General features: G+C 66.2%; 16 protein-coding genes. 9 read left to right on the plus strand and 7 right to left on the minus strand.

Annotated features, from left to right (window positions below):
- Positions 1 to 171 precede the first annotated feature (171 nt).
- From HD883_RS09085 to HD883_RS09110, 6 genes are all read left to right on the plus strand, one after another.
- The gene (locus HD883_RS09085; RefSeq protein ID WP_179586258.1) at positions 172 to 1,821 is read left to right on the plus strand and encodes an FAD-dependent oxidoreductase; all 1,650 of its coding nucleotides are present in this window, start codon (positions 172 to 174) and stop codon (positions 1,819 to 1,821) included.
- Positions 1,818 to 2,147 (plus strand): 4Fe-4S dicluster domain-containing protein, encoded by a 330-nt coding sequence (locus HD883_RS09090; protein WP_179586256.1) that lies wholly within the window; start codon positions 1,818 to 1,820, stop codon positions 2,145 to 2,147. Before HD883_RS09085 ends, HD883_RS09090 begins: the two co-directional genes overlap by 4 nt.
- A 102-nt stretch (positions 2,148 to 2,249) precedes the next feature.
- Entirely contained in the window at positions 2,250 to 3,317 is a 1,068-nt protein-coding gene (locus HD883_RS09095; protein WP_179586254.1) for an ABC transporter substrate-binding protein, read from the plus strand.
- Positions 3,318 to 3,348: 31 nt separating this feature from the next.
- On the plus strand, positions 3,349 to 4,275 hold the full coding sequence (locus HD883_RS09100) for an ABC transporter permease (protein WP_179586252.1): 927 nt from the start codon (positions 3,349 to 3,351) through the stop codon (positions 4,273 to 4,275).
- Complete coding sequence (locus HD883_RS09105; RefSeq protein WP_179586250.1) at positions 4,272 to 5,096, plus strand: ABC transporter permease; 825 nt, start codon at positions 4,272 to 4,274, stop codon at positions 5,094 to 5,096. Before HD883_RS09100 ends, HD883_RS09105 begins: the two co-directional genes overlap by 4 nt.
- A complete protein-coding gene (locus HD883_RS09110) occupies positions 5,093 to 5,866 on the plus strand; it encodes an ABC transporter ATP-binding protein (RefSeq protein ID WP_257022102.1) in 774 nt (257 codons plus the stop codon). The genes HD883_RS09105 and HD883_RS09110 overlap by 4 nt, the downstream gene beginning before the upstream one ends.
- A gap of 58 nt (positions 5,867 to 5,924) precedes the next feature.
- Here HD883_RS09110 and HD883_RS09115 read toward each other — a convergent pair whose 3' ends face one another.
- Complete coding sequence (locus HD883_RS09115) at positions 5,925 to 6,914, minus strand: GGDEF domain-containing protein (RefSeq protein WP_179586248.1); 990 nt, start codon at positions 6,912 to 6,914, stop codon at positions 5,925 to 5,927.
- 219 nt (positions 6,915 to 7,133) lie between these two features.
- On the opposite strand from HD883_RS09115, the gene HD883_RS09120 reads away from it, so the two are divergent.
- Positions 7,134 to 7,340 (plus strand): hypervirulence associated TUDOR domain-containing protein, encoded by a 207-nt coding sequence (locus HD883_RS09120; RefSeq protein ID WP_179586246.1) that lies wholly within the window; start codon positions 7,134 to 7,136, stop codon positions 7,338 to 7,340.
- A 63-nt stretch (positions 7,341 to 7,403) separates the two neighbouring features.
- Positions 7,404 to 8,279 (plus strand): MBL fold metallo-hydrolase, encoded by an 876-nt coding sequence (locus HD883_RS09125; RefSeq protein ID WP_179586244.1) that lies wholly within the window; start codon positions 7,404 to 7,406, stop codon positions 8,277 to 8,279.
- Between the two features lie 112 nt (positions 8,280 to 8,391).
- Here the strand turns inward: HD883_RS09125 and HD883_RS09130 are convergent, their stop codons facing one another.
- Positions 8,392 to 11,001, minus strand: a complete 2,610-nt coding sequence (locus HD883_RS09130; RefSeq protein WP_179586242.1) for a CheR family methyltransferase — start codon at positions 10,999 to 11,001, stop codon at positions 8,392 to 8,394.
- Positions 11,002 to 11,267: 266 nt separating this feature from the next.
- Here HD883_RS09130 and HD883_RS09135 point away from each other — a divergent pair, with 266 nt between their 5' ends.
- The gene (locus tag HD883_RS09135) at positions 11,268 to 11,471 is read left to right on the plus strand and encodes a hypothetical protein (protein ID WP_179586240.1); all 204 of its coding nucleotides are present in this window, start codon (positions 11,268 to 11,270) and stop codon (positions 11,469 to 11,471) included.
- Positions 11,472 to 11,530: 59 nt separating this feature from the next.
- Here HD883_RS09135 and HD883_RS09140 read toward each other — a convergent pair whose 3' ends face one another.
- The 5 genes from HD883_RS09140 to HD883_RS09160 all read right to left on the minus strand — a co-directional run bounded on the left by HD883_RS09140 (position 11,531) and on the right by HD883_RS09160 (position 13,932).
- Entirely contained in the window at positions 11,531 to 12,076 is a 546-nt protein-coding gene (locus tag HD883_RS09140) for a hypothetical protein (protein ID WP_179586238.1), read from the minus strand.
- Positions 12,077 to 12,177: 101 nt separating this feature from the next.
- Complete coding sequence (locus HD883_RS09145) at positions 12,178 to 12,477, minus strand: hypothetical protein (RefSeq protein WP_179586236.1); 300 nt, start codon at positions 12,475 to 12,477, stop codon at positions 12,178 to 12,180.
- Positions 12,478 to 12,621: 144 nt separating this feature from the next.
- A complete protein-coding gene (locus HD883_RS09150) occupies positions 12,622 to 12,867 on the minus strand; it encodes a hypothetical protein (protein ID WP_179586234.1) in 246 nt (81 codons plus the stop codon).
- Between the two features lie 14 nt (positions 12,868 to 12,881).
- Positions 12,882 to 13,133 carry a hypothetical protein gene (locus HD883_RS09155; protein ID WP_179586233.1) on the minus strand — a complete coding sequence of 84 codons (252 nt, stop codon included), beginning with the start codon at positions 13,131 to 13,133 and terminating at the stop codon, positions 12,882 to 12,884.
- A gap of 310 nt (positions 13,134 to 13,443) precedes the next feature.
- Positions 13,444 to 13,932, minus strand: coding sequence for a hypothetical protein (locus HD883_RS09160; protein WP_179586231.1), 489 nt, complete (start codon positions 13,930 to 13,932; stop codon positions 13,444 to 13,446).
- Positions 13,933 to 14,032 lie beyond the last annotated feature (100 nt).

Raw genomic sequence — 14,032 nt, forward strand, 5'->3', positions numbered from 1 at the left:
CGATAAAATGTAAACGTATTCCTGGTTATATGGTTACGCCGCCATGAGTTCATGACGCCTCGCCCTATGGTGCGAACCGACTAAGCATCTGCAAATCGCTTCGTTGTCCGGGCGCGGCCGCGGTCCCACCATCCACGGTACGCCGTCATATCCGACGGCCCGGAGAGCAGCATGGGATCTAGCGATTTTCTGAACGGTGACGCCGCTGGCATCACCGCATCCACCGAGCATACCGCCGACGTCCTGGTGATCGGCGGCGGCCCCGCCGGGGCCTGGGCCGCGATCAGCGCCGCTGCCCGCGGCGCACGCGTCGTGCTGGCCGACAAGGGCTACTGCGGCACATCGGGCGCCACCGCCCCGTCGGGCACCGGCCTGTGGCACGTGCCGCGCGACACTGCCGCGCGTGAAAAAGCCAAGGCCAGCCGGTTCACCATGGGCGGTTTCCTGGCCGAACATGCGTGGATGGATCGCGTGCTGGAACAGACCTGGCTGAATGTGGAGCAATTGACCGAATGGGGCTACCCCTTCCCGGTCGACGAACACGGCAGCCTGCGCCGCACGTCGCTGCAGGGACCGGAATACATGCGCCTGATGCGCAAGCAGGTCAAACAGGCCGGCGTGCGCATCCTGGATCACAGCCCGGTGCTCGAACTGCTGGTGGATGACCATGGCGCGATCAGCGGCGCGTCGGGCGTCAACCGCCAGACCGGCGACACCTGGCTTGCCCGCGTCGGCTCGGTCGTGATCGCATCCGGCGGCTGCGCCTTCCTGAGCCGCGCCCTGGGCTGCAACGTGCTGACCGGCGACGGCTACCTGATGGCCGCCGAAGCCGGCGCGCAGCTGTCGGGCATGGAGTTTTCGAACGCCTATGGATTGGGCCCGGCCTTCTCGTCGGTGACCAAATCGCTGTTCTACAACTGGGCCACGTTCTACGACAAGGACCGCCAGCCAATCGAAGGCGCCGGGTCGTCGCGCGGCCGCAGCGTGATTGCCCGCACCCTGCAGACCGCGCCGGTGTTTGCCTGCCTGGACCGTGCCGATGCGCAGATCCAGGCCTGGATGCGCACCGCCCAGCCCAACTTCTTTGTGTCCTTCGACCGGCTTGGCATCAACCCTTTCACCGACCACTTCCCGGTGTCCTTGCGGCTTGAAGGCACCGTGCGCGGCACCGGCGGCCTGCGCGTCGTCAATGACCAATGCGCCACCACCGTCAGCGGCCTGTATGCCGCAGGCGATGCCGCGACCCGGGAACTGATCTGCGGCGCCTTTACGGGCGGCGGCAGCCACAACGCGGCGTGGGCCATGTCATCGGGATTCTGGTCGGGCGCCGGCGCGGCAGACCACGCCCGCGATGCGCGGTCGTCCCACCGCCGGACGCTGTTGCGGGCCGGCGGCGCGGGACTGGCAGGCCGGGGCCTCCAGCCTTACGACAGCCAGGCGGTGATCGCAGCGGTGCAGGCCGAAGTGCTGCCCTACCAGCGCAACTGGTCGCGCGACGCGGACGCCCTGGACGACTCGCTGGGACGGCTCGACCGCCTGTGGGAACAGGTGCGCGACAGCGGCCCGGCCCGCACTCCCCAGGACGCCGTACGCGCCCGCGAAGCCGCCGCCATGCTGGCGACGTCGCGGTGGATGTATCGCAGCGCCCTGCAACGCACGGAAACGCGCGGCATGAGCCGCCGCAGCGATCACCCTGGTGTCGACCCCTTGCAGCAATACCGCCTGCTCAGCGGTGGACTGGACGAGGTCTGGACCACCACCGACCGCGTCGACAACCCGGCATCTTCCCTCACCCGTCACACGGAGGCCGTCCCGGCATGATCGAAATCGTCAGCAGCGAACGCTGCACCAGCTGCAATATCTGCGTGCATGCATGCCCGACCAATGTGTTCGAGATCGTCGACGGGGGCCCGCCCCGCATCGCGCGGCAGCAGGACTGCCAGACCTGCTTCATGTGCGAGCTGTACTGCCCGGTGGATGCCTTGTACGTGGCCCCGATCGCCGACAGTCCGTTGACCGTCGACGAGCACGCCGAGGCCACGCAAGCGCTGATGGGCAGCTACCGCAGCGCGATCGGCTGGGGCGCCAAACGCCGGCCGACCGCCGCGATCGACGCGAGCTACGAATTGCTCGAACGCGCGCACTGAAGGCTGCGCTCCGGCGACTGCAGCCCGCTTCCGCATCCCGCAACCCCATCGCCCCCCGCGCGCCATGCAGCGCGCGTTCCAACCTTATTGCAGGAATACCGAATGACCTTGTGGAAATCCCTTGTGGGCGTGGCCCTGTCCGCCCTGATCGTATCCGGCGCCCAGGCCCAGACCGCCCCCGCGGCGCAACCCGACACCATCCGCTTTGGCGGCTTCGGCCAGGGCTTTGGCCAACCCTACGGCCTGGCGCTGCTGGCCATTGCGCAAGGCAAGGGCTTCCTTGCCGATGAGTTCAAGGGCACGCCCACCAAACTGACGTTTGAATACTTCACCGGCACCGGCCCCGCGATCAACGAAGCAATCGCCAATCGCCGCCTGGATTTCGCGCAGTACGGGGCCTTGCCCAACATCGTCGGCAAGGCCGCAGGTTTGCCGACGCGCCTGGTTGCGTCGTATGGACCGACCACCGTCTTTGCGGCGGCCCGTGCCGACCTGCCCATCCACTCGTTCAAGGACCTGGCCGGCAAACGCGTCGCGGTCGCGAAGGGGACGGTGCTGCACTGGGCCTTCCTGAAAGGGCTGGAAGCCAACGGACTGACCTTGAACGACGTGACGCTGCTGGATCTGTCGACGGCCGACCAGCTGGCCGCGCTGGCGGCCGGCAGCATCGACGCCGCGGTGGGCACCAGCACCCTGCTGGCGCTGCGCGACAAGGGGGCGGTCAAGATTTTCTATTCGTCCAACGACGTGGGTCCCAAGGCCGCCGGATTCGGTGCGATCGCGGTGACGGAAGCGTTCGAAAAAGCCTACCCCGATGCCGTCCGCCGCGTGGCGCGCGGGCTGGTGCGCAGCGCGGCCTGGTTGGCCGAGGACAGCCACCGGGACGAGGCGCTGACGATCTGGTCAAAGTCGGGTGTGGCGCTCAGTTCCCTGAAGGCCGAGTTCGACGGCGTGGCGTTCAAGACCGTGTTCAACCCCCGCATCGACCCATTCCTGGTTGACCAGTACCGCGACGCCATTGCGTTCAGCAAGGCCCAGAAGCTGATCCGCGCCGACATCGATCTGAAGCAGTGGGTGGCGCCGTCGTATGTCGATGACGCCATCAACCAGTTGGGCGTGGCGGCGCTGTTCCCGGTGCGCCCGGCGGCGCCGTCCGCGGCATCCTACTGACTGCTTCCGGCCTGCCCACAAGGACCGCGCCATGCCTCCTGCCTCTCCCCTAGCCCTGTCCGATCTTGCAGCGCCGTCGCCGGGTCGCCCGCGATCGTCGTCCGTATCGGGACTGACACGATTACCGCGACTGCCTGGATTCCGCCGGCAGGCGGCGCTGCCGGCCTCGCGCCTGGCGCCCGCGCACCGGTCCAGCTTCGGATCGCGGCGCTCGCCCTTGCTGCTACCCCTGCTCCTTCCGGCGCTGCTGCTTGCACTGTGGCAGTTGGCCGCATCACAGGCGTGGCTGTCGGCACAGGTCCTGCCTGCGCCCGCATTTGTGTGGGACAGCTTTCTTGAACTCTGGCGCAATGGCGATATCGGCAGTGCACTGATCATCAGCCTGCATCGGATCGCCATCGGCTTCGGTGCAGGCGCGCTGGCAGGCCTGGCGGTCGGCATGGCGCTCGCCAGTTCCAACACGTTTCGCAGCTATGTCGAACCCTTGCTGAAGGCGCTGTTCGCGGTGCCATCGATCGGCTGGATTCCGATCCTGATCCTGATCTTTGGCGTTGACGAAGCCCTGAAGATATTGATCATCGCCAAGGCCGTGTTCGTGCCCTTCGTCATCAACACGCAGCAAGGCATCCGCGACATTCCGGTGGCCTATCGCGAGGCCGCTGCCGTGCTGCACCTGACGCGCTGGACACGGCTGACGCGGCTTACGCTGCCGGCCGCCCTGCCCGCGCTGTTCAGCGGCTTTCGCCTGGGCCTGAGCCATGCGTTCATCGCGCTGGTCGTGGTCGAGATGCTGGCGGCTACCGAAGGCATCGGCTATCTGATGGTCTGGGGACGCAAGCTGTTCCAGATCGATGTGGTGATCGTCGGCATGGTGCTGGTCGGGATACTGGGTGTGGCGCTGGACACCGTCTTGCGCCACGCGGAACGCCGCCTCAGCCGCTGGACGGTGCGGGCATGACCGGCCTGACCCAACGCAACGGCGATATCGTGCCAGCAGCGAGTGCTGCTGCGCCATCCGGCCTTGCACCCGCTTCCGCGTGGCGCGGCGCCGTGCTGCCCCTGGCGCTGCTGGCCGGCTGGATCCTGACGGTCGACACCGGCTGGTTGACCAACCCTTTGCTGGTTCCGTTGGCGCAGGTGCTTGCTGCGCCTTTCACCGATCCCGACGGCCGACAGATCTGGGGGGCGATCGGCTGGAGCCTGCTGCGCGTCGTGGCGGGCGTGTCCACCGGCGCCAGCATCGGCATCGCCCTGGGCATCAGCCTGAGCCTGTGGCGGCCGGCACAGCGCGCGGTGTCGCCCACCCTGCACGGCCTGCGGCAAATTGCGCTGTTCGCGTGGATCCCTTTGTTGACGAGCTGGTTCGGCAACGGTGAAACCGCCAAGATCGTTTTCATTTCGCTGTCGGCGTGCTTCCCCGCCTTCCTGAATACCGAACAGGGCGTGCGCACGATCTCGCCCGCCTTGCGCGAAGTTGCCGATCTGGCGCGGCTGTCGGCCTGGCAACGCGTGACCCGGCTGGTGCTGCCGGGCGCGGCGCCGTCGATCTTCATTGGCATCGAGATTGCGTTGCTGACGGCATGGATCGGCACGGTCGGCGCCGAATACGCGATCGGCGTGGGCGGCGGCATCGGCAGCTTCCTGGTCGCGGCGCGGGAAGGGTTCCGGATGGACCTCGTGCTGGTCGGCGTCGTGGCGCTGGCTGCGATCGGCTACGGCTTCAGCCGCCTTGCCCGCCGGCTTCGTTTCACCTTCGTTCCCTGGCAGACCCGTTCATGACCCCATCGATGTCTTCCAGCGGCCGCGATGCCGCCCTGGCCCTGCACCGCGTGGGCAAACATTACCCTGTCGCCGACGGCACGCTGTCTGTGCTCGACGGTGTGGACCTGGCGCTGGCCCCCGGCGAATTCCTGAGCGTGGTCGGCGCATCGGGCTGCGGCAAGTCCACCCTGCTGCGCCTGATCGTCGGACTCGACCGCGACTTCGAAGGGGACATCCTGATCAACGGCCGCCCGGTCGATGGCCCCGGACTGGAACGCGGCATGGTATTCCAGGACCACCGGCTGTTCCCCTGGCTGACGGTTGCAGCCAACATCGGCCTGGGCCTCGACAGCATGTCGCTCAGCCCGCGCGCGCGCCGTGCCCGCATCGACGACATGATCGGACTGGTGGGCCTTACCGGCTTTGCCGATGCCTTCCCGCATCAGTTGTCGGGCGGCATGGCCCAGCGCGCCGCCATTGCCCGCGCGCTGGTGTCGGAACCGCAGATGCTATTGATGGACGAGCCCTTCGGCGCACTCGATTCGCTGACGCGCATCTACCTGCAGGAAGAACTGCTGCGGATCTGGATGGAGCGGCAAGTGACGGTCATCGTGGTCACGCACGATGTGGACGAAGCGCTGTTCCTGAGCGACACCCTTCTGCTGATGGCGCCCCGGCCGGGCCGGGTGCAGGCGCGGATCGAGGTCGACCTGCCCCGCCCCCGTGACCGGTCCTTGCCGGAATTCGGTGCGCTCAAGCAGCAGATCCTGGCGCAACTGCGGCGCTAGGCAAGGGCCGATGCACCGGGTTGCCCAGGTTGCCCGGGTTGCCTAAGGTTGGGGGCCGTCAGCCCACCTGGTTGCGCCCGGAACTCTTGGCGCGATACAGCCCCGCATCGGCCCGGCTCAGGGCCGGTTCCAGGTTGGGTTCAGGCATCAGCCACTCTGACACGCCCACCGACACGGTCGGCGTACAGGTGGCGCCCGACGCCGGATCGGCCGTTCCCACCAGCGACGGCAGGTCCGCCGTTCCGGCTGAAATCGCCTGCTGCAGTTCGACGGCAATGCGGGCAGCGTCGGCAGCCGTCTTGCCCGGCAGCAACACGACGAACTCTTCACCACCATAACGAGCCACCAGGGCGTCGTCCTCCACGGCGGCCTGTAGCGCTCGCGCGATGGCACACAGCACGGCGTCGCCATAGGCATGGCCGTACGCGTCGTTGATGGACTTGAAGTGGTCCACGTCGATCATCAGCACGGCCAGCGGCAAGTCATCTTCGATCGCGCGCTGCCGCAGCCCCCGCGCCACGTCCATCAACCGCCGGCGGTTCGCAATGCCCAGCAGCGGGTCGAGGGTGGCCAGCCGTTCCAGCTCGACATTCGCGTCACGCAGCGCTTGCGTCCGGCGGTGCACCAGCGCTTCAAGGTTTTCCCGCGCTCGCACCCGGCCGGTCACATCGCTGAAGGTGAATACATAGCCCCCACTGGGGAGTTGATTGCCCGCCACTTCGATGTAGCGGCCGTCGGGCTGCTTGCGGTCGAGCTTGAAATTGCGGCCTTCGCGCATGGCCTCTTCGCGCACCGCAATGTGATCGCGCGGGTCGCCATCCCCGTATTCGCCCTTGGCCGCCAGATACACCTGAAGGTCATGAAAGGCGGCGCCCGGCCGTATCAGGTCCTGCGGCACGTCGAACAGATCGCGGTAGCGATCGTTGACGAACACCACTTCATGGTTGCGGTTGACCACCAACAGGGCCTGGTCGATACCCGACAGCGCCTCGAGCACCAGGACGGTGTCGGCATTGACGGACGAAGATACCAGTGTCTCGGAAGGCATCGGGGGGCGCCGCAGAAACGCCCGTCGGCGGTGCCGGGCGAGGTGGGAGAGCTGTCCGGCCGATCATATGCCACCCCGGCGTGGAGCGCGACCCCCCAGTGTCGTGGCCGCACGACGCCTGCCCATCGCCCTTCCCCGCCGGGTACACGGCTTGCTCAAGCGTAGTTCGCAAGCGGGAACGGCGCGCCGCGCCGTCGTGAACTTGCAGGAGCAACAAGAATGAGCACACTCAAGAAAGGCGACGAAGTGGAGTGGAAGACGCCGCAGGGCAAGACAACGGGCACCGTCACCAAGAAGGTGACGGGCGAAGCCAAGGCGGGCGGCCATACCGCCAAGGCCAGCGCCAGCGAGCCGCAATACGAGGTCAAGAGTGACAAGACGGGCAAGACCGCCATCCACAAGCCGGACGCGCTCAAGAAAAAATAAAGGCGGGCCGTTGGGAACAGCGCTTGCGAATCCGGAGGCTCTCGTCTTTTCAGGAGCGCTCCGATGCGGTTGCACCATCTCAATTGCATATCGACCTGCCCGGTCGGCGGTCATCTCATGGATGGACGCAGCCGCTGCCTGGTGTGCCGCGGCCATCTGGCCTGCCATTGCATCCTGGTCGAACCGCCCGACGGTGGCCTGATCCTGATCGATACCGGCCTGGGACTGCGCGACGTGCATGACCCCAAGAGCCGGCTCAGTGCCTATTTCCTGGCGCTGCTGAAACCGGAATTCCGCCAAGAAATGACGGCGCGGCGGCAGGTCGAACGGCTGGGGTTTCGTGCCGAAGACGTGCGCCACATCGTGCTGACGCACCTGGATTTCGACCATGCCGGGGGCCTCGACGACTTTCCGAACGCCGTGGTCCACCTCATACGCCGGGAAAAAGACGCCGCCGAGGCGCAAGCCACCTGGATGGACCGGCAACGATTCCGGCCGCAGCAGTGGTCGTCCCGCCCCCGGTGGCGGGTGTATGACCCGATGGAAGGCGAAGCCTGGTACGGCTTTGCACGGGCTCGCCCGCTTGATGGCCTGCCACCGGAAATTGCCCTGATCCCGCTGATCGGCCACACGCTGGGGCACGCCGGCGTGGCCGTCCAGCGCAGCGGCAAGTGGCTGCTGCAAGCGGGAGACGCCTATTTCTATCACGAAGAAATGCGCCTGCAGGATCCGCACTGCACCCCCGGCCTGCGGTTCTACCAGTGGATGCTGGAAAAGGAGCGGGCCGCGCGCTTCGACAATCAGCGCCGGCTGCGCGAGCTGGTGGCCGGCCACGCCGACGAGGTGGATGTCTGCTGCGGCCATGATCTGCACGAGTTCGAACGCCTGGCCGGGCGCATCGCGGCGGTTCCGGCCTCGGCCTTGCGTGCCTCCCGCTGAAGGCGGGCCCTCATGGTCGAGCAGACCCGACGCGGATCAGCAGGGCCGATGCGGGTCCCGAGGATGCCCCGCCGATGCCGCCCGAGCTGCCGCAGCCGCGCTCACGGTCGCCCTATCGGTCCGGCTGGACATCCGTCGGCATGCCCATCAGGCTGGCGATCGACGCCGACATGTCGAGCGGCGGCTGCCCCGCTGCGACCGGGCGGGCGATAGGCGGACTGGCCGCCTTGTTGCGCAGGGTCACCACCACGCCGGTGACCCGGTCGCTGCTGGTCACATAGGGCGACAGCAGCACCGTGAACCACCGGCCGGCCCGGTCGGACACCTGCCGTTCCTGCCTGCGCAGCGTGCGCATGACGGTAGCGGCGTCGTCGGCCAGCCCCGGGTAGTTCAAGCCGTACACCACATCGGTCAGCGGGCCGCAGGCTTCGAGCGCCGCCACATCGAACACGGTGCGGCATGCCGGGGTATAGAACCGGACCGACAGCTGGCGGTCAACGAACATGACCGCCGATTCACTGGCGTGCCGCAGATTACGCAGATGGTCACGCTCCGTGGCGGCCCGCTCCATTTCCTGTTCCAGCTCGGAAACGAGCGTGCTCAATTCCTGGTTGGCTGCCTGCAGCGCGGACTCCCGCGCTTTCAATTCTTCGGTCGCCGTGCGCAGCTCTTCGTTGATGATCTGCAGGGCTTCATTCGCCGCATGCAATGACGCCTGGCCGGCGCCCTGCGACGGGTCGCCCTGCCTGCGCAGCCCCGTGCGCACCGTATGCAGATGGGATTCGATGCGCCGCACGGGCGCTTCAGGCGGCAACGCGTCGGCCACGGGATCGACCTCGGCTTCGTCGAACAGCACCAGGATCAGGTCGGCGCCATTGTCGCTGTCGGTGAACGGCTTGGCGGCGATGCTGACCAGCAGATCGCGGCCGCCCCGGCGGAACGACACTTGGGGCGAATAGACCGGCTGCCGCGATAGCGTCGCCTCGTGCAGCGCCGCGCGCAGTGCGCCGCGCAAGGCCGGATCGATCACGGCCAACAGTTGGCGGGTCGGCTCGCCCACCGAGAAGGTCAGGAAGCGTCCGACCCGGTCGCACAGGTGCACCAGTTCGTATTCATGCCCGACGATCAGACTGGGCAAGGCGTCTCGTTGCAGCGCGCGCCGGTAGATCTCGCCGCTCGCGCTCGATTTGAACGCCGACTCGGTTACCCCTTGGCCGGCCGGCACGGGCACCTGTGCGTCCGCACCGGTCAGCCTCGCCCGGTACAGCCCGCGCTGGCGGTCCACCGACACGAACCACTCGTCCATGGCGTCGGACCCTTCGTTTTCACCCAGCAGCAGATACCCGCCCGGTACCAGCGAATAATGCAGCACCCGCAGCATGGCGCGCTGGATCGAGTGCGTGAGCAAGGACAAGCGATTGCGCCACGCCACCAGGTGCAGTCGGGATAGCGGCGGATCCTGCAACAGGTCATGCGCCGCGAACACGATCGTGCCGCGCAGCTTGCGATTGGCGACGGCATCGCCATTCGACACGGCAAAATGCCGTTCCGCCACGGCGCCTGCCATGTTGGCAATCCGGGACGCGGGGTAGCGTCCGGCCCGGGCCTGCACCAGCGCCGACGCGTCCGACTCGGTCGCGAACACCTGCACCGCCGCGGCCGCGCCAGGCTGGCTCACGGCATCGAGCAGCAGGATGCCGATCGCATAACTGTCCTCGCCCCGCCCGCAATCCACATTCCACGCCCGCAACACCGGATCGCCCCGCTGGCTTGCAAGATCAACCAGCCCCTGACAGGTTTCGGTGTCGAGCAACACAGAAGTCCGCGTATCGAACAGCGACGGGCCGCCACTGGCCAGTTCGGCCAGCAAGGCATGGGCTTCGGCAGGCCGGCCCTGCAGGTAATCGCGGTACGCGGGCAGGCCGGCCACGCAGGCGATCCGCAGGCGGCGCGTCACCCGCGGCATCAGGGCATCGCGCCGATATCGACGGAAATCATGACGTGCGTGATGGCAGAGCAGGGTCAGCACATCGCGCCAGGCCCATTCCTCTGCCTCGGCTTCCACCACACTGTCGGCCGTGTGCGGATCGGCCAGCACATGCCGGCCGCGCGGCGGCGCGTGGGCGTCAGACACCTGGCGGATCAGGCGGATGCGCGCCGCCAACTGGTCGGACGGCATGCAGATATCCGCTTCCGGACACGGCGCGATATCGCTGGCCGCCATCACGATGCCGCCCACTTGCCGCACCGAATGCCACCCCTGGGTTGCCACGTTTTGCCGGGCCATGAAACTGAGCGCGAACACACGCTCGCCATACGCATGCGCAAGCTGGATCAGCCCTGCGTCCACGACACTGGCAAAGGGGGTATCGGCAGGCGCGGCATCCGTGCCCACCATGCCCTCGATGACATCCACTGTCTGGTTGCCCGGAACGATATACAGATGCCCGGGACGGGGCTTGAGGCGCTCCGCCAGCACCTGTACCGGCAGGTCGGCCGCCTGCTGCAATGCGAGCAGGCAATCGAGCGTCCGGTCCGCCTCGGCGTCCAGCATCACGATGAACACCGCGTCGGTGCGCGGGTCCACTTGCCGGAAAAAGGACGCCAAGGCGTCGACCCGCGCCGCGGTGGCGGCAATGGCGATGACGGTGCGCCCAACGCCGGACGACAGAAGATCAGCGGCCGGAAGCGTCGGACGACGCGGCATCGTGGTGTGGTTCATGGGGGAACGGACTCGTTAACGTAGAAGGGGGGTGACGACGACAGCGCAGCGCGAGAACGGCGCACGCACGAAAAGGATCGGCCCCGATCAAATCTCACGCAAATCATACGTCCAACCTAGCCCCAGGCGATAGTTTTCCCGACCTGACCGTTTGGACCGGACCATGCAGCGCCTAAGGATTAGACCGTCCGGTGGCGTCGGCCACGGTTCAAACGCCGGATAATTGCCCATCCGCACGCACCAGCGTGCCGCACGGGAGACGCTGCGTGGTCGTCACGGAACTCATCGAAGAATTGCAGAAGTACCCGCCGCACTGGACGGTGCTGGTCGAGTATCCGTCACGCCAGGCCTCGCGGCCCCTGGCGGACATCAGCGAACTGGCGTCCGTGGTCACCGTCGGAGTCGCTGCCGAAACACGCATTGCGCTGCACTGTACGGTCGTCCTGAGCAGCCTGGAAGGCCTCCGGTAGCCGCCCTGGAAGTTGACAGCCATTCAACTTTGAGCTGGCTCAATAATTTTTTGGCACTGTCAGTTCGGCGCGACATACCAGGGCTGCGCACGCGGAAACCGGGCCAGGTACGCCGCCCAGTCGTCGTGGAAAGCCTGTGTCATGTAGGTCAGATAAAACGTTTCCGGATGACGTTCGTCGTAGCGGATCTCGACATAGTCGGTTTCGTCCCGCCACTGCGCCGCCCCATGCTGCGGGTCGCCCAGGTCGACCTTGACGGTCGCATGGCGGTAGGTAAAGGCATCGGCGGCGGCGCGCAGGTAATGGCGCGGCACACTCAGAAAGACGGCAGCCACCCGGCCCGGCGCGGCGTCGCACACGATCGCCATCTGCTTCAGGTCCGGCAGGTCGTCGAGCACCGGCTTTTCCGGATAGAAGGCCGATCCGCCCGTCACATCACTGGTCGCCCGCACCCACAAGTCCCAGGTCTGCCGCTTCTGGCGCTGCATCTGTTTGCAGGGGGTCGTGCCCAGCTCCACACCGAGCGGCGACGTCCAGTCCACGTCGGCATGCGCGGCGCCGGCAAGCATCAACGCTGCCAGAAAGAAAAGGCATCTTGCTGCCATGGAAAACGGATTCCTGTGGGGGTCGTGCCGGGACGGCAGCCGTGGCGGGCACGAATGGAAAGGCCGCGTATTGCTACGCGGCCGCTACAAGACTTGCAGGTTCAGCGCAGCACTTTGCGCGAAAGGACCGACGCCGATTCGTCGCTGTCCGAAGCATGGAACAACCGGTGGGCCCGGACTTCCACAGGCTCGGAGATCGCGAGCCCCTGGGCTGCGGCGCGCAGCAACTCTTCACTGGGTTTGGAGCAGAACACGCCAGCCTTTTCTCCGGCGCCCCATAGATCGGTGTCGAGCGGTTGCAGCCACGCCTTGTCTTCATTCAGTGCACACCCGTGCCATGCGCCATCGGGTGATTTCAGCGCCACTACAAAACACACCAGCTTCTTGCGATCAATTGGCATAGCTTGCTCCCTCGTCTAGAGACCACTGTGTCGGACCAGCATATGCAGTCAGTACAGCAGAATATAGGCGCGGGAGGAGCCGTGATCCAGCCCTGGATACCCAGGGAATTCACCAATGAACCTGCAGATTTTGCCGGTTTTCGGTCAGGTGCCGAGGTTGTAGCTGCTACGGACGTCCTGCAGGGCGATCCGGAAGTCATCGGCATATTTGCTCAGGCCCATGTAACCCGAGATGGACCAGTTGCATCCGGTCTGGTCGTCTTCGTGCCAGAAAGGCTCGTGCACCATGAGGGCTTCGTTGTGCTGACGCAGTTCCGGGCGCGCATTGACGGCGTCCTGGACCAGCATGCGGATGTCTTCGGCGGATGCAAGGCGTTTCGGTGTGGTCATGTCGTCTCCTGGAGCTAGAGGGTGATCCCTCGTTGGTGTTCGATGTCGTCGGCGATCCGCGAGGCTGCCGCGTCGAGCATGTCGTCTTCACAGGTGGCCGGCACGTCACGAAGCGTGAGGCCGGTGCCGCGGCAGACGCGTACGCCCGCGACCATTTCATAAACGCTGCAGTCGGCGCTCCAGGCGCCGGAGGGCTGCTGCGTGGGCTGGATTTCGATGTCGAGAATCCGTGAGCTGCGATTGGGGCTGTACTGGATGGTCTGCATGATGAGACTCCGCCAAGCGACGGTTCACTATACGCCCGACCCCTGGGGCCGATGCAAGCAGCTTCGATGTGCGACCGCACAATGCCGTCTCGTGCAATTGTCAAAGACGCTCTACAGGACCAGAGGGCTCCCTTTCCGGTAAACCCTACATTTTTGCGCCACGATGACACGTCATGCAGCGGGATAACGACGGGCACGCCGCCACGCAACGCCGCCGCACACGCAAAAACGGCCGCCTCCCGAAGGAGGCGGCCGTTCAAACCCTTGCAGTCCGCAGACCGCTCAGGCGATACGTGCGAGACGCGTCAGCTTACTTGCCCGATGCCGTCTTGCCCGTCTTGGCGCCGCCTTGGTTGGCGTCGCTGGTGTACGGGCCGCCTGGCGTGCCAGGACGGTCCGGATCCATCTTGTCCGAAGGACGGGTCACGTTGGCGGTCGTGCCCGACTTCATGGTGCGGTCCGAGCCGGTCTTGCCGGTGTTGGCGCCGCCCTGGACATAGTTGTCATTGACCAGGGGACCATTCGAGCCAGGTGCTGGCGAACGGGTCTTTGGCATCGTGCTGTCGGCGCTGCGGCCCACTGCGGCTGCGCCAGGTGCCTTCTGGGCACGGTCCGAACCGGTCTTGCCGGTCTTGGCGCCGCCTTGCTGGCCGTCACCGACGGCTGGGCCGCCTTGCGTCATCTTGGTATTGGCGCTGCCCGGTGCGGCAGTCGTGTCGGTTTGCGCGAAAGCAACCGTCGAGGCTGCGCCGATGATGGCGGCGAACATGGCTTTCTTGACGAAATTCGAATGTTTCATGGTATCTCCTACTTCGGTTGTCAGTACCAGGACCACAGCAATTGCCGTTCCTGCCCGCGTTTTCTCAGTCTTCCGGTTGCACTTGTTAGAACGTGCCGCC

It is taken from the genome of Pigmentiphaga litoralis (assembly GCF_013408655.1).
Taxonomy (GTDB): domain Bacteria; phylum Pseudomonadota; class Gammaproteobacteria; order Burkholderiales; family Burkholderiaceae_B; genus Pigmentiphaga; species Pigmentiphaga litoralis_A.

What these genes read in the sequence shown, in the direction of transcription:
- HD883_RS09085 (WP_179586258.1), top strand. Translation starts at nt 172, where the DNA reads ATGGGATCTAGCGATTTTCTGAACGGTGACGCCGCTGGCATCACCGCA.
- HD883_RS09130 (WP_179586242.1), bottom strand. Translation starts at nt 11,001, where the DNA reads ATGAACCACACCACGATGCCGCGTCGTCCGACGCTTCCGGCCGCTGAT.
- HD883_RS09140 (WP_179586238.1), bottom strand. Translation starts at nt 12,076, where the DNA reads ATGGCAGCAAGATGCCTTTTCTTTCTGGCAGCGTTGATGCTTGCCGGC.
- HD883_RS09160 (WP_179586231.1), bottom strand. Translation starts at nt 13,932, where the DNA reads ATGAAACATTCGAATTTCGTCAAGAAAGCCATGTTCGCCGCCATCATC.
- HD883_RS09105 (WP_179586250.1), top strand. Translation starts at nt 4,272, where the DNA reads ATGACCGGCCTGACCCAACGCAACGGCGATATCGTGCCAGCAGCGAGT.
- HD883_RS09095 (WP_179586254.1), top strand. Translation starts at nt 2,250, where the DNA reads ATGACCTTGTGGAAATCCCTTGTGGGCGTGGCCCTGTCCGCCCTGATC.
- HD883_RS09150 (WP_179586234.1), bottom strand. Translation starts at nt 12,867, where the DNA reads ATGACCACACCGAAACGCCTTGCATCCGCCGAAGACATCCGCATGCTG.
- HD883_RS09100 (WP_179586252.1), top strand. Translation starts at nt 3,349, where the DNA reads ATGCCTCCTGCCTCTCCCCTAGCCCTGTCCGATCTTGCAGCGCCGTCG.
- HD883_RS09155 (WP_179586233.1), bottom strand. Translation starts at nt 13,133, where the DNA reads ATGCAGACCATCCAGTACAGCCCCAATCGCAGCTCACGGATTCTCGAC.
- HD883_RS09125 (WP_179586244.1), top strand. Translation starts at nt 7,404, where the DNA reads ATGCGGTTGCACCATCTCAATTGCATATCGACCTGCCCGGTCGGCGGT.
- HD883_RS09110 (WP_257022102.1), top strand. Translation starts at nt 5,093, where the DNA reads ATGACCCCATCGATGTCTTCCAGCGGCCGCGATGCCGCCCTGGCCCTG.
- HD883_RS09145 (WP_179586236.1), bottom strand. Translation starts at nt 12,477, where the DNA reads ATGCCAATTGATCGCAAGAAGCTGGTGTGTTTTGTAGTGGCGCTGAAA.
- HD883_RS09090 (WP_179586256.1), top strand. Translation starts at nt 1,818, where the DNA reads ATGATCGAAATCGTCAGCAGCGAACGCTGCACCAGCTGCAATATCTGC.
- HD883_RS09120 (WP_179586246.1), top strand. Translation starts at nt 7,134, where the DNA reads ATGAGCACACTCAAGAAAGGCGACGAAGTGGAGTGGAAGACGCCGCAG.
- HD883_RS09115 (WP_179586248.1), bottom strand. Translation starts at nt 6,914, where the DNA reads ATGCCTTCCGAGACACTGGTATCTTCGTCCGTCAATGCCGACACCGTC.